At 42.2% G+C, this 21,792-nt stretch carries 19 protein-coding genes and 3 pseudogenes; 11 read left to right on the top strand and 11 right to left on the bottom strand.

Features of this window, described 5'->3' with window-relative positions:
- Positions 1–6 precede the first annotated feature (6 nt).
- Positions 7–576: a nicotinamide riboside transporter PnuC gene (gene pnuC / locus NI464_RS11920; protein WP_253138658.1), complete on the top strand. Its 570-nt coding sequence runs from the start codon at positions 7–9 to the stop codon at positions 574–576.
- 177 nt (positions 577–753) lie between these two features.
- Here the strand turns inward: pnuC and exaC are convergent, their stop codons facing one another.
- Entirely contained in the window at positions 754–2,265 is a 1,512-nt protein-coding gene (exaC, locus tag NI464_RS11925) for an acetaldehyde dehydrogenase ExaC (RefSeq protein WP_253138659.1), read from the bottom strand.
- Between the two features lie 201 nt (positions 2,266–2,466).
- Here exaC and NI464_RS11930 point away from each other — a divergent pair, with 201 nt between their 5' ends.
- Positions 2,467–3,648, top strand: coding sequence for a helix-turn-helix domain-containing protein (locus NI464_RS11930; RefSeq protein WP_253138661.1), 1,182 nt, complete (start codon positions 2,467–2,469; stop codon positions 3,646–3,648).
- A gap of 505 nt (positions 3,649–4,153) precedes the next feature.
- Here the strand turns inward: NI464_RS11930 and mdh are convergent.
- From mdh to NI464_RS11970, 8 genes and pseudogenes are all read right to left on the bottom strand, one after another.
- On the bottom strand, positions 4,154–5,326 hold the full coding sequence (mdh, locus tag NI464_RS11935; RefSeq protein ID WP_071850974.1) for an iron-dependent methanol dehydrogenase: 1,173 nt from the start codon (positions 5,324–5,326) through the stop codon (positions 4,154–4,156).
- 255 nt (positions 5,327–5,581) lie between these two features.
- Positions 5,582–5,854: a hypothetical protein gene (locus tag NI464_RS11940; protein ID WP_004647794.1), complete on the bottom strand. Its 273-nt coding sequence runs from the start codon at positions 5,852–5,854 to the stop codon at positions 5,582–5,584.
- A complete protein-coding gene (locus tag NI464_RS11945) occupies positions 5,851–7,410 on the bottom strand; it encodes a PepSY-associated TM helix domain-containing protein (protein WP_253138663.1) in 1,560 nt (519 codons plus the stop codon). Before NI464_RS11945 ends, NI464_RS11940 begins: the two co-directional genes overlap by 4 nt.
- 3 nt (positions 7,411–7,413) lie before the next feature.
- The gene (locus tag NI464_RS11950; protein ID WP_004647796.1) at positions 7,414–7,695 is read right to left on the bottom strand and encodes a hypothetical protein; all 282 of its coding nucleotides are present in this window, start codon (positions 7,693–7,695) and stop codon (positions 7,414–7,416) included.
- 42 nt (positions 7,696–7,737) lie between these two features.
- Positions 7,738–8,349, bottom strand: coding sequence for a DUF4198 domain-containing protein (locus NI464_RS11955; RefSeq protein WP_005093768.1), 612 nt, complete (start codon positions 8,347–8,349; stop codon positions 7,738–7,740).
- A 71-nt stretch (positions 8,350–8,420) separates the two neighbouring features.
- Entirely contained in the window at positions 8,421–10,577 is a 2,157-nt protein-coding gene (locus NI464_RS11960) for a TonB-dependent siderophore receptor (RefSeq protein ID WP_086044958.1), read from the bottom strand.
- A gap of 306 nt (positions 10,578–10,883) precedes the next feature.
- Positions 10,884–11,294 (bottom strand): annotated as a pseudogene (locus NI464_RS11965) (transposase); the annotation flags it as partial.
- Positions 11,284–11,814, bottom strand: a pseudogene (locus NI464_RS11970) (TolC family protein); the annotation flags it as partial. The pseudogenes NI464_RS11970 and NI464_RS11965, both read right to left, overlap by 11 nt.
- On the opposite strand from NI464_RS11970, the pseudogene NI464_RS11975 reads away from it, so the two are divergent.
- The 7 genes and pseudogenes from NI464_RS11975 to bioD form a co-directional block, all read left to right on the top strand.
- Positions 11,803–12,411: pseudogene (locus NI464_RS11975) on the top strand (IS982 family transposase); the annotation flags it as partial. The pseudogenes NI464_RS11970 and NI464_RS11975 overlap by 12 nt on opposite strands.
- A gap of 147 nt (positions 12,412–12,558) precedes the next feature.
- A complete protein-coding gene (gene bioB, locus NI464_RS11980; RefSeq protein ID WP_005093784.1) occupies positions 12,559–13,548 on the top strand; it encodes a biotin synthase BioB in 990 nt (329 codons plus the stop codon).
- Between the two features lie 66 nt (positions 13,549–13,614).
- The gene (locus NI464_RS11985; protein WP_086044957.1) at positions 13,615–14,325 is read left to right on the top strand and encodes an alpha/beta hydrolase family protein; all 711 of its coding nucleotides are present in this window, start codon (positions 13,615–13,617) and stop codon (positions 14,323–14,325) included.
- 88 nt (positions 14,326–14,413) lie between these two features.
- Positions 14,414–15,694 (top strand): adenosylmethionine--8-amino-7-oxononanoate transaminase, encoded by a 1,281-nt coding sequence (gene bioA / locus NI464_RS11990; protein ID WP_086044956.1) that lies wholly within the window; start codon positions 14,414–14,416, stop codon positions 15,692–15,694.
- Complete coding sequence (locus NI464_RS11995) at positions 15,691–16,860, top strand: 8-amino-7-oxononanoate synthase (RefSeq protein WP_004647805.1); 1,170 nt, start codon at positions 15,691–15,693, stop codon at positions 16,858–16,860. Before bioA ends, NI464_RS11995 begins: the two co-directional genes overlap by 4 nt.
- Entirely contained in the window at positions 16,827–17,612 is a 786-nt protein-coding gene (gene bioC, locus NI464_RS12000) for a malonyl-ACP O-methyltransferase BioC (RefSeq protein ID WP_086044955.1), read from the top strand. The genes NI464_RS11995 and bioC overlap by 34 nt, the downstream gene beginning before the upstream one ends.
- On the top strand, positions 17,609–18,274 hold the full coding sequence (bioD, locus tag NI464_RS12005) for a dethiobiotin synthase (protein ID WP_044112456.1): 666 nt from the start codon (positions 17,609–17,611) through the stop codon (positions 18,272–18,274). The genes bioC and bioD overlap by 4 nt, the downstream gene beginning before the upstream one ends.
- A gap of 421 nt (positions 18,275–18,695) precedes the next feature.
- On the opposite strand, the gene NI464_RS12010 is transcribed toward bioD, so the two are convergent.
- Together NI464_RS12010 and NI464_RS12015 are read right to left on the bottom strand one after the other, a co-directional pair.
- Positions 18,696–19,037 (bottom strand): histidine kinase dimerization/phospho-acceptor domain-containing protein, encoded by a 342-nt coding sequence (locus tag NI464_RS12010; RefSeq protein ID WP_086044954.1) that lies wholly within the window; start codon positions 19,035–19,037, stop codon positions 18,696–18,698.
- A 189-nt stretch (positions 19,038–19,226) separates the two neighbouring features.
- Positions 19,227–19,460 (bottom strand): hypothetical protein, encoded by a 234-nt coding sequence (locus tag NI464_RS12015; RefSeq protein WP_228738685.1) that lies wholly within the window; start codon positions 19,458–19,460, stop codon positions 19,227–19,229.
- A 288-nt stretch (positions 19,461–19,748) separates the two neighbouring features.
- Between NI464_RS12015 and NI464_RS12025 the strand changes: the two genes are divergently transcribed.
- Positions 19,749–19,901, top strand: coding sequence for a hypothetical protein (locus tag NI464_RS12025; protein ID WP_370940781.1), 153 nt, complete (start codon positions 19,749–19,751; stop codon positions 19,899–19,901).
- Between the two features lie 224 nt (positions 19,902–20,125).
- Complete coding sequence (lldP, locus tag NI464_RS12030) at positions 20,126–21,790, top strand: L-lactate permease (protein ID WP_004282148.1); 1,665 nt, start codon at positions 20,126–20,128, stop codon at positions 21,788–21,790.
- Positions 21,791–21,792: the final 2 nt, after the last annotated feature.

The following is a 21,792-nucleotide window of genomic DNA, read 5'->3' on the forward strand; positions in this document are numbered from 1 at the left end:
ATTGCTATGGAAAATATAGAAATTGCAGCGTTCATTTTAAATGTTTTAGGTGTCTGGTTGACGTCTAAACAATATAAAGCCTGCTGGGTAGTGAATATTGTCGCTGTATTTCTGTATATCATTATTTTTTATCGTGTCAATTTATTTGCAGACGCAGCATTACAAGCCGTATTTATCTTGATGCAACTCTATGGCTGGTATAGCTGGTCGAAGAAAGATCAAGACCAGGATCTGACTGTACAGATTGGCTATTTGAATAAAAAAATCTGGGTATATAGCCTGATTGTGGGTATTGTCGCCGGTCTGGTGATTGGCGCCTTATTTGCTCATTTCACCACAGCATCACTCCCTTGGTTGGATTCCATGTTGGCTTCTTTTAGCTTGGTGGCAAGTTATTGGGCGGCAAAAAAATATATTGAAAGCTGGGGATTATGGTGTGTGTTAGATGTGATTTATGTCGGCATGTATAGCTATAAGTCATTGTATTTAACCGCCGTGCTTTATTTTATTTTTATTCTTCTGGCACTCAATGGCTGGAGAATGTGGCGAAATCTTTATAGAGTGAAATTATCTTGAAATGACACTATTGCAAATAGAAATTTGAGGTGATGCTCTTTCCTTTAAAAAAAGTATTTATAGACTAAAAACTTTATTTGAATTGGCCGCAGCTTGAAGATGTTGCTGATATTTTGTGAAAGCTAGCTACCATACATTCAAAGCGAACCGAAGTTCGCTTTGAATGTATTTCACTTCTTAAAAGAACCCGGCTGGTTTGGTCGAATAGCTGACTAGCAAGTTTTTAGTCTGCTGATAATGATCCAGCATCATTCTATGATTCTCACGCCCAATCCCTGATTTTTTATAACCACCGAAAGCCGCATGGGCAGGGTAGATGTGATAACAGTTAGTCCAGACCCGACCTGCCTGAATAGCACGGCCTGCACGGTAAGAGGTATGCGCTGAGCGTGACCAGACACCGGCACCGAGTCCATAAATCGTATCATTGGCGATCTTGATCGCATCATCAAAGTCTTTAAAGGTGGTCACAGCCAATACAGGCCCGAAGATTTCATCCTGGAAGGTCTTCATGTCATTGGTGCCTTTAAAGATAGTCGGCTCAATATAGAAACCTTGACCCACTTCCTGACGTGCTTCACCACCAGTCAGGATCTGTGCGCCTTCTTCACGACCAGTGGCAATACAGCCCAGAATCTTGTCCTGCTGTTCCTGTGAGGCTTGCGCGCCAATCATGGTGTCAGTATCCAGCGGATGCCCGGTTTTAATCCGTTGCACCCGCTCTACTGCACGCGCCAGAAATTCGTCAGCAATACTTTCCTGGATCAGCGCACGCGATGGACAGGTGCAGATTTCACCCTGGTTCAGGGCAAACATGGCAAAACCTTCCAGCGCTTTGTCCAGATAATCGTCTTCCTGATCCATAATGTCGGCAAAGAACAAGTTTGGTGATTTACCGCCAAGTTCCAGAGTCACCGGAATAATATTTTCAGTCGCATATTGCATGATCATCTGACCCACTGCGGTGGAACCGGTAAAGGCAATCTTGGAAATACGGGGATTGGTCGCCAGTGGACGGCCGACTTCGACCCCGTAGCCATTGACGATGTTCAACACGCCCGGTGGCAAAATATCCTGAATCAGTTCAGCCAGCACCAGAATGCTGACCGGAGTCTGTTCTGCAGGTTTCAACACAATGCAGTTGCCCGCAGCCAGGGCAGGTGCCAGTTTCCAGACAGCCATCAGAATCGGAAAGTTCCACGGGATAATCTGACCCACGACGCCCAACGGCTCATGAAAATGATAAGCAATCGTATCTTCATCAATTTCGGAAATGCCGCCTTCCTGCGCACGAATACAGCCGGCAAAATAACGGAAATGGTCAATAGCCAGCGGAATATCGGCAGCCAGCGTTTCACGGATCGGTTTGCCATTGTCCCAGGTTTCTGCCACAGCCAACATTTCCAGATTTTGTTCCAGACGGTCGGCAATTTTCAACAGAATATTGGAGCGGGTGGTCGGCGATGCTCTGTTCCATTGTTCTTTGGCTTTGTGCGCTGCATCCAGGGCCAATTCAATGTCTTCTACAGAAGAACGCGGAACCTTGGTAAAGACTTTGCCATCTACCGGAGAGATGTTGTCAAAGTATTCACCTTTGACCGGAGCGACCCATTCGCCGCCAATAAAATTCTCGTATTGTGCTTTAAAATGAACTTTTGAATCAGGTTGATTAGGATCGACGTAACGCATATTTATTTCCTTTGCTTATTTTCGTATGGCAAAACCGCTTCTACAGCTTTGGTATAAGGTACTTCTGCACCTTATTTGATTAATATAACTGGTATAAGGTTGGAAAAAGGTTGGGGCTAGCATGTTCACGATATTTTCATCCATTTTAAAAAAATAACGATTACAGCGGATGTAAATCATGAATTGTTGTGAGAATAAGGAATGATGACAAAACAAGATTTGATGGAAAAAAGGCACAATACTGATCAGCTTCGGCAAAACAGCAGTTTGTCTCCCTTACATGCAGAACAGCTGGGACAGAGTATTGCCAGCTCCTGGCAACGTTCATCCTCGGCTGAAATCCCGAAGAATCGTTTAGCAGCACCGCTGACGGATTTAAAAAAGACCACTTCTTCCTCAACTTTAGCCCAAGCCCTGCAACATTGTGCTCAGGATTTAAAACATATTGCCGAACAATCTTCTATGGTGCTGGCGGTCGGAGATATCGGCAGCACCATCATTTGGGCAGCTTCTAGCCCACAAATGCAAAGTGCCGCAGAAAGTGTACATTTTATTGAAGGTGGGCAATGGCGCGAAGAGCTAGTCGGAACCAATGCATTGGCATTATCCTTAAAAACTCAACAATCCAGCTGTGTCTTTTCCAGTGAACATTACATGTCCTCCATTCATGATTGGGTTTGTTACGCTGCCCCGATTATTGATCCCTATTCAAAACAGGTCTTAGGTGTCATTGATCTGTCGACTACATGGCCAAAGCATAACAGTTTAGCACTACTAGCTACGGAGCGCTGTGCTACGATCATCCAGTCGGCTCTACTAGAATGCCAGAAGCAGCGCCTGTTTATTCGAGCTTTTTCAGTACCTCAAGTGCTGTTTAATGGCAAGATGCTGGTTCTGACTCCTCGACAGATTGAAATTCTGACCATTCTAGCCTTATGTCCGCAGGGTCTGAGTCTAGATACATTGCATCAAGCCTTATATGGCGAGCGCAAGGTCAGTATGGGGACTTTAAAAGCAGAAATGTCACAATTACGCGATTTATTAGGTGGTATGCTGGGTTCCAGACCCTATCGTTTATTGGCGCATGTAGAGGCTGATTTTTTAATGACAGAGCAATCTTTAGATGCTGGGTATATCGATTCAGCCTTGAAATTATGTACCGGCGTATTTCTGGCCAAAACAGAAAGTCCATTTCTATGCGCTTGGAGAGATTGTCTGGAATCACGCCTGAGCGATGCCATTTTCAAGGCTAATGAAACCGATGTCTTGCTGAAACATGTGGCACATTTTCCTGAAGCGATTGATGCTGTAGAACGCCTGATTGAACTGATGCCCAAAAACCATCCCGTTCATCAGACTCTGTTAAAATATAAAAATCTTTAAAGCTGATGTAACTGTCGGTACAAAGCTAAACAGTTAAAATAGGAATATTCTGGAATATTAAGTATTATCCTTGCTTACTGTGAGTTTACTTATTAATTTAGACTGAACCTGATCCTAAAATTTTTATCAGTGGCTACCCAGTTTGCTGTTTGCCTAGATGCTTGATATCAGCTACGCTCACCTTCATGTCATTTGAAGGACGCGCAGTTTATTCCTCAGGGATCAAATATAATCGTAAGATAATACGCTATGAAATTTTATTTATGGCTAGAACGGGCTAAAAAAATAGTGGCATTTTTCTACCATGGGATTAATGTCGATATTAATAATGAAGGGGACTTCATAAAAAAGAAACACCCCCCGCTTTTATCCTCTTATGAAGGCAAAAGGATCAGCCAGGAACAGGAAAATGCATGTCTGCTCTTGGCACACTTCCTCAGGAAGTGAAACAGGGGCTGTTAAAAATGTAAGTCAGATACTTGGAGAGAATACTTACATTGAGGTACTACATCGCCGCTTTAAAAATATCTACCACTTGGGCATGGTTGGCTTTACGTGGATTGGTCAACATGCAGGCATCTTTTTGTGCATTTTCCGCCATGATGGCCAAGTCAGCTTCTTTTACATTTAATTCCGTCAGCCCAGATGGAATACCAATTGAAGCCGAAAGCTGACGAATGGCGCCAATCGCTTCATAAGCTGCTCCAGTTACGGTTAAACCTTCTGTATTCACCCCCATCAATTGGGCAATTTTGGCATAACGTTCAGGACAAGCAATCAGGTTAAATTCACAAACATGGGGGAGCAGAATTGCATTACAAACACCATGCGGCAAGTTGTAGAAGCCTCCGAGCTGATGTGCCATCGCATGCACATATCCTAAAGAGGCGTTGTTAAAGGCCATTCCGGCAAGATATTGGGCATAGCTCATGGCATCCCGTGCTTCCAGATTATCCCCATTCGCCACTGCCAGGCTAAGCCATTCGCTGATCATGGTAATCGCCTTTTCTGCACAGGCATCAGTGATTGGATTTGCTGCCGTAGACACATAAGCTTCTACTGCATGCGTCAAGGCATCCATACCTGTTGCCGCAGTCAGCCCTGCAGGTTTGGCCAACATAAGTTTAGGGTCATCAATCGCAATGAGTGGTGTACAACGCCAATCTACAATCGCCATTTTCACATGGGTATCGGTATTGGTAATGATACAGAAACGTGTCATCTCCGAAGCTGTCCCTGCCGTAGTATTGATTGCAATCAGTGGTGTCATCGGGACGGTACTTTTATCAATCCCTTCATAATCACGGATATGTCCGCCACCTGCAGTGACTAGACCAATGCCTTTGGCACAGTCATGTGAGGAACCCCCACCTAACGATACAATAAAATCACAGGCATTTTCATTATAAGCTGTAACTCCATGATGCACGTTAATATCAGTTGGATTGGGTTCCGCGCCTGGGAAAATATAACTGTCAACACCCGCCTCTTTCAAATAATTTGCAATATCATCTGCAACACCAAATTTAAACAGCCCCGCATCAGTTACAATCAGCGCTTTCTTGGCACCTAAATTTTGTGCTTTTATCCCGATTTCTTTAGCACAGCCCGGACCAAAAAGTGAAACACAGGGAATATAAAAACCGTTAGTTTGATCTGAAATATTTTTAAAAGCCATGGCGTGATTCCTTCTACCATTAATTGATTATTTTATCGGTGACCCTCACCGTAATATAAGTATTGGATGAAGTTAAAAAGAATCCTACCTACCAAATACCTACCAATTTAAATTTCTGATTCTAGCCAAAATAATGAATCTGAAATATTTAAAAGTAGGTTGGCAAGGTTTAGCAGATACTGGGTAGATTGGTTCAATAGAGGGCATGTAAGTAGCGCACTAGGCTGTTTACTACTTTCTGATTTTAAATAAATACTAAAATGCTTTATTCATTTTTAAGATAAAGATAAACAGTACAGGGCTTAGAAATACCCATAAAGCCACAAAGCTAATACTGGAGCTAAACTGGGTACGTAATAAAAACATCGCGACGAATAAGAAAATACCCGCAGTGAATTTAGTGTGCGTAGGAAAATTAGCTAAAAAAGCGTAACGAGATTTTCGGGTTTTTAGGATCTGCTTTGCACTTACCGCATAAAAACCAAAACAGCTCAGCCAAAGCAGACCGATCACTGCAATCCATATCATGTTGATGATTCCTGTTGCGTAACTTTTAGTTTGGCGTGAATTTTATTGACCGCCTTTTGCTGAATAGGGGTAATTTTCTGGTGTAACAATAGGGCGAGAAGTGCCAAGTTCCACAGCATCAGATCGATTCGCAGAAATGGCCAGTAAGTTGTAAAAGAATCAATATAATCATGGAAAATGAGATAATAAATATTGATCAGCGGCAGCATAAAAGCAGTACCAATCAGGATTTTAAGCTGAATTTTCCATAAATATTGCTGCGGTGTTAAACATGCCAGAATGAAACTGCCGAGCCAAATACTGAAAAAACTATAAATCTCATAATTTGGTGCACCTACAGGGATGCTGATAAAACGATTCGCATAGAGATAAGCCAGCATGGCAATCGGCAAGCCAAGTATCATGGTGATATTCAAGCGGTTCACCAAATAATGTCCGAGATGAAACCGCGCTGATTTTTTCTGAATCTGGCGTTTCAGACTCCACAGCAGCAGACCGGAGGCAATCATGGCGCAGCCCAATATGCCAGAGAAAAACAATCCTAAACGTAAAGCAGGTTCAGCAAAACGTGCCATATGCAAACCATACATGCCGGCATTGAGTGTGGCAATTGCACTTTCATTGCGTGTATTTTCAAGCAATTTTCCGGTAGCAGCATTTAAAATGAGCTGTGCCTGATTTCTGGTAATGGAATGATCTTTGAGCTGTGTTAAGGTTATGTGTGCCAGCTGGGTATTGGGCTGCTTGACCGTGATATTGTCAAATTCCGCATGTCCCCAGTGTTGCTGCGCCGTGCTAATAAAATGTTGAATTGGCAGCATCTCGGTTTTCACCGGAACCACAGAGTTGGCCAATACATTGACTGTGCGAATTTCTTCAAAATACTGAAAGGGATTGTCTGGATAGAGTTCTTTCATGCCGGAAGGCAGTACGATATAAAAGAAAATCGCCAGCCCGGTAAATGTCATGGTCAAAAAGAACGGCAGGGCAATCACTGAACTAACATTATGAAAATCCAGATAGGAGCGCTGCCCCTTAAATGCTCTTAAGGTAAAAAAGTCTGTCAGGATTTTTTTATGGGTAATGATTCCTGAAATCAGAGTCAATAACATGATAAAGGCAGCAATCGTCACAATCAGCCGACCAATGGTGTAGGGCATACCATAGAGCTGAAAATGAAAATTATAGAAAAAATCTCCCCCTTGGGTGGCCGAGAGGTTTAATTCTTTTCCTGTCGAAGCATCCAGGGTTTTGACTTCATAGCCACCATCCGCTTTTTGCCAGTAGACTTTATTCACAGGTGAATCTTGATTGGCGACTCCGATATACCAGTTTTGGGCGTCCGGTGCATGCTGCTGTAAATAGCTGTAAGCAGATTTTAAGGCAGTTTCCTGATTGACTTGTATTGAGGCAAATTCAGGCTGCATCCATATACTGATTTCATGCCGGTAATAGGTGACCGCGCCTGTTAAAAAGATCGCGAAGAGCAGCCAGCCAAAACTTAAACCTAACCATGAATGTAGCCATGCCATGGATTGACGGACAGATTTATGCATGGTTTAACCTATGAAGCGGGAGATGGTAAATAAGCTAAGGAAAGGAAGCAGGCTATAGACCGAAAGCTTTTTTAAACTCTGGATACAGAAGATGCCAATCACAAAACAGACATAAAAAATCAGGGCAATAACGGCGGCCAAATAGACGGATTCTGCTTTGGGCAGAAAAGCCTGTAGAAAGTAAGCCAGATCGAGTGCGATCAAATAACTGCACAAGTAGCCCATCCCAAAGCTCATGCCTAAGCGATAGAAAATGGCGAGTGGCTGCACTACAACAGACATCATATTTGGCCTTGAATAAATCTATACTGATGAAAATCTAAAAACTTAATAAACAAAACTTAAAGTCGTTACCAGATACTGTTTTTTATAGGCCTGCTGATTCAATTTTCCGGCCTTGTCTGCTTCTTTGCCAACTTCAATGACATATTGACCTTTCCATGGCGTGGCGATCGTAATCTGGCCTTGGCCGTTGGTGGTGTATTTTTTTAGCCAGAATTGCGGGGAAAAGACTGTGACTTCAACATCCGCAGCAGCTTTACCCTGATACAGTACCGTAAATGTATTGCTGTTGATCTGAGTCGGGACAATATCTAGTTCTGACTCTGCTTTCAAGTTTTGTCTGCCGGATTTGGCATGATAGCTCAACAATGATTCTCCATAGATCAATTCATGACTGAGCTGGACATCTGTCTGGCCTTGGGTCGCATAAAGCAAATGATCTTGTTGCATTTGAGGACTAAAGCTTTTTCTAGACTGAACGGCCTTTGCTTGATTAAAAGACTTCAAGGCACCTTGCTGCGTTTCTTTAAGCTGTTCACTATATTCACCAAAGAACGCATGAGTCTGCTTATCTGTATCACGTTCCAGCCAAAGCATATGCGCCTGAGCTGAAAGTGTCATAGACAGTCCGAGGGTCAGAGCGATCATTTTTTTCATTTGTTTTACCTGTTTTTGTGTATGTAGTGATGATTTAGCCCTGAACATGTCGTCAAGGCTAAGTTTGAAAATCAGTATTTAAATTTCACAGCAACGCTGTAATTTGCTGGTGCACCATAAAAACCTTGCTGATTCGGGAAATTGAACAGATATTTTTCATTGGTCAGGTTATTACCATTGGCTTGCAAGGTCATATGCTCATTCAGCTCATAGCTGGCCATTAAGTTCACGAGCGCATAAGCATCCTGCTCAATGATTCCAGCTTTCTGGGTAATCACTCCATTGGCGGTTGCTTCAGGCACATCTAGATAGGTCTGATCTTGCCACTGCACACCAAGGCCCAGTTTCAGTTTTGGAAGTTGCGGCACCTGATAGGTAGTTAAAAGATTAAAAGACTGGGTTGGATTGAAGGTACGCGCATCACCGCCATTGATCAGATCTTTCAGGCTAAACTGGGTATAACCAAAGCTTAAGTTTAAATGGTCGCTCAGTTGTCCCGCCAAGCCAAACTCGTAGCCTTGGGAACGCAGGTCACTGACCTGAGTTGTGCGTAAAGTCGGGATACCATCAGAATCACGAAGCGGATAATTACTTTGCTCCGTTCTGAACACAGCCATGGTGGCGGTAAGCTTGTCATCTAGCCAAGAACCTTTGACTCCGACTTCATAGCTTTCACCTTCGATCGGTTTGTTAATGCTGCCATCATCTGCTTTGGTGGTTTGCGGACGGAAAATCGAGGTATAACTCAGATAGCCTGTATATTCAGGGCTAAAGTTATAGGTCAGACCGGCATAGGATAAAACTTTATCTTCATCATAAACAGTATCTTTTCCATAACTACTGCCACTGCTTTCAGCCTGAACGTAGTTCGCACCTAAAAGCAGTTTCAGATCATCATTCAGATGCAGTCGGGTCGCAGCATAAAGGCTCTGGTTCTTCTGCCGGATATGCATTTCACCACTGGTTTTCGACATATCCCAGCTTGGTTCTTCGGGTGTAAAGCTGGCTAAATCTGTGGTCAGCGGATTGACAAAGCTGCCAGCATAACCCAATTCATCCAGACGATTTTTGGCCCAGACATAGCCCAATGAGGCTTCATGGCGTTGTCCCCAAAGCGGATAGGTGCCGCTAAAACTCAGGCTGGCTTGTTGTTCTTTATTGTCATCAATATACATGCCTGGGTAGAGGAAGATGCCTGAAGTGCCATTTGCGCCAGGTTTGCCGGACAGAAACAAGAGCTTTGAATCGCGTTGTGTACGTTTTTCATCATAGGTCAGTTTGGCTGTCCAGTCGCCACCCAGTTTTTGTTCAAGCTCGGCAAAGTAACTTTTAATATTGCTATCCCAGTGGGCCCAGCTTGGACTGTAATTATAATTCCGTGAGTAACTGAGCTGCTCGCCTTCAGTATTGATCAGTGGATTAGAACCCCAATTGACACCATTCGGCTTGTGATTGGTTTCGGTATAGCCAGCAGTCAATAGAGTTGTGTCAGTAATATCTGCCTCCACAACAGCACCTATGCCGTTTTTTTCCAGTTCATAACGATCCAGATAACTGTCGCCTGTTTGTTGATAGCCAAATACACGACCTCTGACTTTTCCATCTTGGGTGAGAGGAGAGGATACATCTACTTCATAGCGCTGCGTATTCCATGAGCCATAACTGGCATTAAAGGCTGTTTGAAGGTCGGATGTCGGGCGTTTGCGAATCATATTAATAGTTGCGCCGGGATCGCCAATTCCATTATTTAAGGCATTCGCGCCTTTGACCACTTCTACACGGTCAAACAAAAAACTGTCTGGATTATCATTATTATAATTATAGCCTTCGAGTGGAATACCAACGCCATCGACTAAAACATTTGAAATCTCGAAACCTCGGGCAAGGTAGGAGGTCCGTTCCGTTTCCTGATTGCTGACGATAATGCCAGGGGTATTGCGCAGTACGTCCCGGGTATTATCTAAGGCAAAGTCATCCAGTTGCTGGCGAGTGATGACATTGACTGTTTGCGGCGTTTCCTTGAGTGGAATATTCAGTTTTGAGGCGGTTGACGAATTTTGGATGATATAAGCCTTACTCTGTTCGGAGCTGAGCTCACTCTGTTCTGATTCCGCTGTAACTGTAATCGTCGGTAATTGCTGAGTATCATCGGCAAAACTTTGCTGGGACACTAAAATTGCAAGACTAAGAAGAGAAAGCTTAAATGATGGAGGAACAGTATAAAACATTTTAGTTAATGTAAATGATAATAATTATCAGTAATATTATTGTTTAATATCTCTTAAAGCAATCTCAATATAATAGGAAATCCAAATGAAAAATGAGTTAATGATAGGTAAATCTACAAATAAAAGTTTAATGTAAGGAGTAGGGAACAATAAAATATCACTGTTAAAAAAAGATGTTATTACCTTACTTTTGTGCTCCTGAACCAATTTGTTTATATACTGCACTATAAATTTTCAAATCCTCAATCTGGAGTGACTTTGTTGCATAAAGGCTTCAGAGATAGATCTTTTCTAAGTTACTCGAATTCAAGTGACAACTTGGGTATGAGGTCGACCTAATTCCGTTAATTTATCGCCTAATAATTTAATGCAATACATTTTGGTTTTGACCAAACTTCGCCGATGATAGCCTGACCATTTCTTCCATAGTGTCCTGCCTAAACATTTAACGGTTCGAAGTAATTCATTTCGCTCTTGCGAATGAACTTTTGTAATTTTCTAAGGCTTTGCATTTTTTCTGGAGGGAACTACCGCATATGCTTACCGGTCTGCAATGACTTGACGGCATTGCTTGGTGTTATAAGCCTCGTCTGTATAAACTGAATCAATCTGTTCATCCAACGGAATTTGATCAAGTAACTCCCCAAGGATTCGTGAATCACTCACATTATTCGTTGTGAGCTGAACTGCTCGTATTTGAAGAGTTTTAGCATCTATAGTGGGTATTGGTATGTTGAATGTAGTTCGGAAATTCTGTAATCGAGCCATGGCTTTGTAATAGGGTGGCCAGTGACATCACATATTTGTAGGCATTCAAGGCAGTTTCAGCTCGTAGTCCGCTCAGCATATTTTGTGCATCGATGACCTGTGTGGCGGTGCCCATATCTTCTTTAAAAGACAATTCTTGGATGCGTAAATTTTCCTGTGCGGCTTTCAAGTTTTGTGCCAGAAGTGCATCACTTTGCTGTGCACTGAGTGCTTCGCTATAAGATTTATAAATCAGATTTTCAATTTCTTGCTGGGTGCGTGCAGTGAGTAATTCTGTAGCAGAGCGTTTGAGTTCGGCAGCCTGAATATTCTTGTTTTTATCGATCCCGGAAAACAGGTTATAGCGTGCGGCAACTCCGACAATCCAGTTTTCATTTTGATCCAGACTATATTCGCCAAAAGCAAAAACATTCGGTTTTTTTGCCGCTTGCTGGGCTTTCACATTGGCTTGAGCCAATTGGGTATGCATGAATTAGCTCTACATGCTTTACATGTGGCACTGATGAAAGGCCAAGGTACACAATATTTATGGATTGATTCAACAACTCTGCCAATTTGTAAAAATCAACGTATTTAGCGTCATAAATCATTAATCCAAATTGCATCACATGGTAGAAGCTCAATGGGCTGGTTTTATGGCTGTAAATTACGTATTGCGATGAATCAATTTGGTGAAATTGCCTGTTCTGCTTTATCGAATGGACATGTTGCTGACATAAAAATGGTTGAGCAATTGGTTGCTGGTGTAGAAGCAAAACTTTACGGGGATCGAGGTTACATCAGCCAAGAATTAAAAATTAGATTGAAATATCAAGGTATTGATTTAATTATTTATCATCGAAAGAATATGCAGGCTATTCAACTTTGTGCATCAGATGAATATCACCTAAGACAACGCAATAAGATAGAAACATTATTCAGTTTATTGAAGGGGCAATACAATTTAGTGACGAGTAAAGCACGTAGTCTTCATGGGTTTCTGAGTGGAATTTACACCTCACTATGTGCATATCAACTCACTCATCAAAATAAGCCAACAATTCAAATTAAGGAATCATCGGCTTAAGCAGGATTCGAGTTAAATAAGCTTTCAAAATAGCTTGATACACTAAAGCTATTTTAAGCAGGCAATGAATATGAAAGAAAACGCTAAAGAAAAATAAAAAAAACAGCGTATGATTTACTCAATGGAATTTTAGATGATGCAGACAAGATGATCCGTAATGATTGGTCACGTGCCGAAATACAAGAAATTTATGACTTGCCTTTAATGGATTTACTGTTTCAGGCACAGCAAATTCATCGCCAAAACTTTGAACCGAATACTGTTCAGGTCAGTACTCTGCTTTCAATTAAAACGGGCCGTTGTCCGGAAGATTGTAAATACTGTTCGCAATCTGCACATTACGATACTGATCTGGAAATTGAAAAACGCGTAGAAGTACAAAAGGCGATTGCTGAAGCCAAACAGGCCAAAGCTTCCGGTTCGACCCGTTTCTGCATGGGCGCAGCATGGCGTAATCCGCATGAACGCGATATGCCGTATGTGCTGGAACTGGTGCAGGAAGTCAAGAAACTGGGCATGGAAACCTGTATGACTCTAGGGATGCTGAATGCCTCACAAGCGGAACGTCTGAAAGATGCAGGGCTAGATTATTATAACCACAACCTTGATACCTCACGTGAATATTATGCCAATGTCATCAGTACACGTAGCTTTGATGACCGCTTAAATACGCTTGATCATGTACGTGATGCCGGAATTAATGTCTGTAGTGGCGGTATTGTCGGCTTGGGCGAAGGCGTACAAGACCGAGTCGGTTTGTTGTTTGAACTAGCGACTATGCCGATTCACCCGGGTTCGGTGCCCATAAATATGTTGGTTCCTATTGAAGGCACACCACTGGCCGATGTTGAAAAACTGGATGTGATTGACTGGATTCGTACTATTGCGGTAGCACGGATTATTATGCCGAAGAGTTATATCCGCTTGTCGGCAGGTCGTGAATCTCTCTCTGACTCTGATCAGGCACTGGCATTTATGGCTGGAGCTAACTCATTATTTTCAGGTGATAAATTGCTTACTGCCCCGAACAGTGGTGAAGGTAAAGACAAAGCCTTGTTTGCTAAATTAGGCTTAAAAGCTGAAGCTGCCAAGAAAACAGCTAAAGAATTGGCTGTAGATGCGATGCAACCTGCTTAATTAATCGTGTAACAAACAGGGATCATTTCAACTTGAATTGGTCCCTTTTTTATTGGAACAGACAAAATGAAGATACTGATGATTACGGGTTGGGGGCTAGGAACAGCGGTCTTAACCCCGTTTGTAGAACAGTTGCGGCAGCAGCATCAAGTTAAAGTATGGGATATTTTCGATCCTAACGTAGAAAGTCTTTTGGCCGAAAAAGTCAGGCAGGCGAGTTCGTTTGATGTCTTGATGGGGTGGTCTTTGGGTGGACAGTTGGCACTTTTGCTGGCTAATGAAATCCAGCAACAATTGAAAATTGCCAAGCCAGTGATTTGCTGTATGTCAAATCCCTGTTTCGTGGCCAACGAAGCATGGCCACATGCAATGCCAGTTGAACAATATACACAATTTAAATCCTCCATACTGGCTGATCCACAACGCGGGATGCAGCGCTTCTGTACCTTGGTCACTTTAGCTGGCGCAGCAGCGCGTGAACGTGCAAAATTATTGCACCAACAGTTAAATAGTATTGATTTAAACTATCAGGTTAAGCATCTTTATCTATTGCAGCAATTAAATCTAGTGGATATCTTAAAAAATCATTCAGTCAAGATGCTATTTATATTTTCCGAGAATGATATGTTGGTTCCTTACAAAGTTAGTCAAGAATCTGTGTTTTTAACAACCCAAAATCTGAATTTGGTAAAAATACAGGGCACGCACGATGCCATCCTTTTTGATGCCAAGTTACTCGTTGAGCCAATTTTAAAATTTTTAGCCGATCTGGCTTAAGCAAAAAGAGATTGGTAGCTCTTGACGTTTCATTTTCAGATTTAACGCGCTAAGATCAGTTTTAGTTTTAATAATTGGGGTAAATTCTGTGCAGGACGCTTTTGATCAACAGCATATTTGGCATCCTTATACCTCCATGACACAACCCTTGCCATGTTACAAAGTTAAAGCTGCAAATGGTGCAGTCATTGAACTTGAAGATGGTACCGAGCTGATTGATGGCATGTCGTCCTGGTGGTGCACAATTCACGGTTATAATCATTCTGAACTCAATCAGGCCGTAACAAAACAATTAGAGTCGATGTCACATATCATGTTTGGTGGTTTGACTCATCAGCCTGCGATTGATGTGTCTAAACTGCTACTTGAGATCACGGCGCCTGAACTGGATAAAATTTTCTTTGCCGATTCCGGCTCGGTCGCGGTTGAGGTGGCGTTGAAAATGGCTGTGCAATATTGGAATGCACGTCAGCAACCACAAAAAACTAACTTTGTTACCACACGCTCTGGCTATCATGGCGACACCTGGAATGCCATGTCGGTTTGTGATCCTGTAACTGGTATGCATCAAATTTTTGGTTCGAGTTTGCCGAACCGTTTATTTGTTCCGGCCCCTCAAAGCCGTTTTGATGGGGCATGGCAACCCGAAGATATACAGCCACTTGAGCACCTGCTGGTACAGCAGCATCAACAGATTGCTGCCATGATCATTGAGCCGATTGTGCAAGGTGCAGGCGGGATGCGTTTCTATCATCCAGAATATTTAAAGCAAGCTAAGTTGTTGTGTGAAAAGTACGATATACTGCTGATTTTAGATGAAATTGCCACCGGTTTTGGCCGCACTGGAAAACTATTTGCTTATGAACACGCTCAGGTCACACCAGACATTATGTGTATCGGTAAGGCATTGACTGGTGGTTATATGACCTTGTCAGCGACCTTAACCACTCGCCATGTAGCAGAGACGATTTCAAGTGGTGAAGCGGGTGTGTTCATGCATGGCCCAACTTTTATGGCTAATCCGTTGGCCTGTGCGGTCGCATTAAAAAGTACCCAGCTGTTACTGGCTCAAGACTGGCAGACGCGTATTCAACAGATTGAAAGGACACTAGAACAATATTTACTGGATTTAAAATCCTTGGCACAAGTCAAAGATGTGCGTGTCCTCGGCGCAATTGGCGTGGTTGAGCTACATCAAACTATTGATTTGGCGCGTTTTCAGGCTGAATGTGTATGCCGTGGCGTCTGGATTCGTCCTTTTGGCCGTCTGGTCTATGTCATGCCGCCATATGTAATTTCAACACAGCAACTTGAAACTTTATTAAAGCATATGCGGGAGATGATTCAGCAGATAGAGGCAGTAGCATGAACCATCTTGACCATTTCCAGCAGCAGCTAGATGACTTGAAACAGCAAGGGCAATATCGCCAGTTTAAGTCCAATATTTCTAGCCAGCCACGATTGCAACTCAATGGCCAAGAGATGCTGAATCTGGCATCCAATGACTATTTAGGTCTGGCATCCAACTTAACGCTACGTGAAGAATTTTTTGACCTCACGCCGATGTCTGAGCGATATATGAGTTCAAGCTCTTCACGTTTACTGACAGGAAACTTTCCCAATTTTGAACAACTTGAAGCACAGATGTCACAGGCTTTTGGACGTTCAGTACTGCTGTTTAATAGTGGTTATCACATGAATATCGGGATTCTTCCTGCGCTCAGTAATGCTAAAACCATGATCATTGCTGACAAACTGGTACATGCCAGTATTATCGACGGGATTCGTTTATCTAAAGCTGGCTATGTGCGTTACCGCCATAATGACCTGCAGCATTTGACTCAGTTTTTAGAAAAATATCAGTCAGATGAATCTATCCAGCGCATCATTGTGGTAACTGAATCAATTTTCAGTATGGATGGGGATGAAACAGATTTAGCTGCTTTGGTGGCATTAAAACAGCAGTTTGCAAAAGTTATGCTTTATGTCGATGAGGCACATGCAATTGGTGTGCGCGGTGAACGTGGATTGGGCTGCGCAGAACAGTATCAAGTATTGGATCAAATTGATTTCCTAGTCGGTACCTTTGGCAAGGCTTTGGCTTCAGTTGGTGGTTATCTGGTCTGTGCGCCAGTGATTCGTGACTATCTGATCAATAGCATGCGACCTTTAATTTTTAGTACCGCTCAGCCGCCACTATGTATGGCCTGGACTAGATTTATTTTTCAGAAGGTAGAGCAGCTTCAGGCAGAACGAGTACATTTGGCAGCATTGGCTGTACGCTGTCAGCAGGGCATTCAAGACTTGGGATATCACTGTCCGTCAACCTCGCAAATTGTGCCGGTACTGATTGGTGAGGCAAAACGCACCATTCAGGCGACTGAAATTATGCAACAGCAGGGGTTTTATGTGCTGCCAGTACGTCCGCCAACGGTTCCTGCCAACACCTCCAGACTCAGAATTTCCCTGAACCAGAACATTTCTGCGGATGAGCTGGACGCATGTCTGCAGGTGCTGAGGAATTTACCGCGATGAACAGCAAACAGATTGCCCAGCGTTTTGCTCAGGCAAATCTCAGTTATGAGCAGCATGCGCTTGTACAAAGTGCCGTAGCGGCAGAGTTGATGCAGTTCATGCAGCAGCATGTAGCACAACCACATTTGCAAAGGGTATTGGAAATTGGCTGCGGTTCAGGGTTTTTTACCCGGCTTTTTATGCAGTATTACAGCTTTGATCATTTATTTTTAAATGATCTATATGCCGAAGTGAAGCAGCATTTCCCGGAAGCTGATCGGCTTTTGTGGGGGATTGGTAATATTGAAACCTTGCCACTGCCGCAGTCTCTGGACATGGTGCTGTCGTGTTCTGCATTGCAATGGATCTCGGATTTAAAAGCATTGTTGCTCAACATTGCGCAGGCCTTAAATCCCTCTGGGCATCTGTGTTTTGCCAGTTATACGGACAATAATTTAAAGGAAATTAAGGCACTGACCGGACAAGGCTTGGATTATCTGCCTTTAGCGGAGGTCTGTGAACTGCTTGAATCCTTAGGCTTTGACATTCTGCTGCAGACAGAAGAACAGATGACCTTGCATTTTGAGCATCCGAAACAGGTGTTACAGCATATCAAATCCACTGGTGTACAGGCGACGGCACAGGGGTTTCGGTGGACAAAATCGTCCTTACAGGATTTTTATACCGGCTATCAACAATTCCAAGATCCTAAAAGCAAACAGTATGTACTTACTTATCATCCGATTTATGTCATTGCACGGAAGACAGCATGAGCGCACAGATTTATTTTGTCAGCGGCATTGATACCGCAATTGGTAAAACCTTTACTACTGGTTTCTTGGCCAAAATTTGGAATGAGCAGGGTATTCGTACTATAACCCAAAAGCTGATCCAGACCGGAAATGTCGATATATCAGAAGATATCGAACAGCATCGTGCAATTATGGGTTGTGGACTGTTACCGGAAGACCAGCAAAAACTGACCATGCCGGAAATTTTTACGTATCCGGCTTCACCGCATCTTGCTGCGCGTCTAGATGGGCGAGCCATTAATTTTGAACAGATTCAGCAGGCCACCGAACAGCTGGCTGCGGGCTATGACTGTATTTTGCTGGAAGGTGCAGGTGGTCTAATGGTGCCCTTAACCGAAGAGTTCCTAACTATTGATTATATTCAGACACATAATTATCCGGTGATTCTGGTCACTTCAGGGCGTTTGGGTAGTATTAATCATACCTTGCTGAGTCTTGAGTTGTTAAAACTCCGCGGGGTTCAATTATATGCCATTGCTTTTAATCATGCAGATAACTCCAAAGATCCCTTGATCGCTGAAGATACCATTGCTTATTTAAAACAGTATTTGCAGCGTGATTTTGCTGATACGACATGGGTTGATATTCCAGCTTTAAATTTAGCCCTGTCTTCTCATAAGTAAGTGATCCGCTTGCAGCGAGGCTGATGTGAATGCTTAAATATTAAGGTTGCGCCACTGTAAATTGAATCTGATAGCCATATTTGTTTAACACCATTTTCATCAAATATAAGTCTAGCCCATGCCCATTTTGCTAGGGAGATTTATGCCAGAAACGCTGTTCCAAGTATGCATATCTTCAACCTTTGATTATCATTATGAATGATCAGCACACATGCAGCATAGCAATTGAAATGGTGTTTGCCTGTGCCTGCAATAGAGCATTGTTAAGTAGGTTTTTAAAGACGGTATCTAGTTCAAAATCGGGTAGGGCAATTCGGGTCAGGCTCGGTCAGTCAATTGTTAAACTGGGTTCAATTTCCGGATAAAGCGACTGTAAATCGGCAATCACCTGAGTCAGGAGCCGTGCAATTTCAATACTGTACTACATATCACTCAGTACTTGATCGGTAGAGGAAAGTGCTAGAAGCTGTTCCAGTAGCTGGGTACATCGGCGGATACCAAGGTGTACCTGCTGCAAGCTCTGTTGCAATTTGGGCGAGCTTGCCTGTTGTTCTGCCATCAGTTGTGCAAGCTGAATATGAGTTTTGATCGCGGTTAAAGGACTACGCAATTCATGGGCGGCGTATGAACTAAATACTTTTTCATTTTCCGGATTTTGATGCAGTTTATGTATTAAGTGCTTAGAGTTTTGGGCAAAGGACTGTACCTTGGAAGGCATTACTTTGGCATCTAAGGTTTTTAAATAGTGAGTAGCATCATTCACTGATAAATTTGGCTGACTTAAAAGGTTGAAACTTCATCTAAGGCTTTAAGCTCTCGACGAATAATCAAAACGATTAAGTCTATACATAGCAATAAAGACAAAATTATTGGTATTAATACCGATTATAAAATCTTTTTGAGCAATTATCCACGTAGGAACATCCGCTCTGCTGCCACCACTTGAATATCCTCACGACGTAACACATAACTGAGCCTCACCTTGTTGCTTTGTACTAAAGCCAACTACTTGGTGGCTTAAATCTTTCGGTGCACCTCGGGTTTTTGCTACCACATGCTGAACGACACTGACGTCAGAGTCAAATAAAGACACTTTATAGGCAATCAACTGCTCTTGATTGGTGGAATGAAGTTGTTGGGCTAGTACATTTTCATCCAAGTTTTGCATCGGCAGTTGTTGAGTCAATCGAGCGACCATTGGATGGCTGAATCAAACCAAATTGATGTATTTCCTTGACTGAGCAAGGCTTTATTGTAGGTAGATCAACTGGTTGTACGATAGATCTTGGGTGCAGACCTCTTCATTTAGAAATTATATTCCCTAAGAAGCTTTCAGTGGTAGGTTTGTGCAACAAAGCCTCTTGCAAATAAAGGCTATCAAGGGATTTATACATTGTATCCAAATAGTTTATGGCCATTAAAAGCAAAAAAGCACTAAAAACCAGATCTCGAGCTAAAACTTTATAACCAAGAAATCAATAAAAGAAGAATTGGAATTGAACAGGTATTTGGAACTTTGAAAACCTTCAAAATCCTTGCCGAGCGATATCGCAACCCTGGCAAAAGACTAGGATTAAGATTTAATTTAATTGTGGGAATCTATAATTTTGAGCTGAGTAAAAAGTGAATTATGAAAGAAATCTAATATATAAAATTTTAAGAGATTATAAAAATTGGTCATACCAAAAAATAAATTAAATCTTTTATATTGTGTTTTTGGGCTAATATTACTAATATCGCCAATACAAAATGCACATTTTATCTCTTAAACACTAAATTGGTCATACCAATTTAGTGTTTAAGTACAATAAACTGTTCAATCTAGTAGTTAAGCATTTCAAGGAGTAGACAATGCTTCAACAGTGGCAACAAATTTATGATCCTATAGGCAATATCTGGATTTCGAGTGCTATTGCGCTAGTTCCAATTATTTTCTTTTTTTTAGCGTTAGCTATTTTTCGCATGAAGGGTAGTGTAGCCGCTACAATTACCGTTTTTTTAGCCTTTCTGGTCTCATTATTTTTATACAAAATGCCAATTGGAATGGCATTAGCATCAATGGTCTATGGATTCTTCTACGGCCTGTGGCCAATTGCATGGATTATTATCGGTGCAGTTTTTATATATAAGATTTCAGTAAAAACAGGACAGTTTGATGTTATTCGTTCGTCTATTCTGTCAATTACAGAAGATCAACGTCTGCAAATGCTATTAGTTGGGTTTGCTTTTGGTACGTTTTTAGAAGGTGCGGCAGGTTTTGGTGCGCCCGTCGCAATTACTGCGGCACTGTTGGTGGGACTCGGCTTTAAGCCTTTATATGCGGCTGGGCTATGCCTGATAGTTAATACTGCACCTGTTGCTTTTGGTGCAATGGGAATTCCGATCATTGTCGCTGGGCAGGTTTCAGGTGTTGACACCATGGAAATCAGTCAAATGGTTGGTCGTCAGTTACCCTTTATGGTGCCAATTGTATTGATCTGGATCATGGCAATCATGGATGGTTGGCGTGGGGTTAAAGAAACTTGGCCTGCTATTTTAGTTGCCAGCTTATCTTTTTCTTTAGCGCAATATCTAACATCAAATTTTGTTGGGCCTGAGTTACCCGATATCACTGCTGCAATTGCATCATTAATCAGTTTAACTATCTTGCTTAAGTATTGGAAACCAAAACATATTTTTCTTTTTGAGGACAAAAATATACAGGTAGATGAAACTATTATCAAGCAAGCTCGTAAACAATATAGTGTGGCACAGATAGCCAAAGCCTGGTCTCCATTTCTGATACTTACAGCAATGGTGACGATCTGGAGCATCAAACCTTTTAAAGATTTATTTGTTAAGGACGGCCCATTAAGTGATTTAGTAGTTTCAATTAAAGTGCCGTATTTGCATCAATTGATTCAAAAGCTACCACCTGTCGTGCCTGAAATTAAAGATTATGATGCGATTTATAAGTTTGATTGGTTATCAGCAACGGGTACGGCGATTATATTGGCGGCATTGATCACGATTATTTATTTAAACATGAAACCTAAAGAGGCAGTTTCGACATTCTTTGAAACCGTGAATGAACTAAAAACCCCAATTTATTCGATTGGTATGGTACTGGCTTTTGCGTTCATTGCAAACTATTCAGGTCTGTCAGCGACGCTTGCTTTAGCACTGGCACATACGGGTCAGGCTTTCACGTTCTTTTCACCATTCTTGGGTTGGGTTGGAGTGTTTCTTACAGGTTCAGATACTTCAGCTAACGCATTGTTTTCAGCGTTACAAGCAACTACAGCACAGCAAATCGGTGTGCCTGAAGTCTTGTTAGTTGCTGCCAATACCAGTGGTGGAGTAACAGGTAAGATGATTTCCCCTCAATCAATCGCGATTGCTTGTGCAGCAGTGGGTTTAGTTGGTAAAGAATCTGATTTATTTAGATTTACAGTAAAACACAGCATTATCTTTACGGTGATGATTGGTATTATTGTGACCTTACAAGCTTATGTTTTCCCGTGGATGATTCCGTAAAC

Source organism: Acinetobacter lwoffii, from assembly GCF_024129685.1.
Classification (GTDB): domain Bacteria; phylum Pseudomonadota; class Gammaproteobacteria; order Pseudomonadales; family Moraxellaceae; genus Acinetobacter; species Acinetobacter lwoffii_X.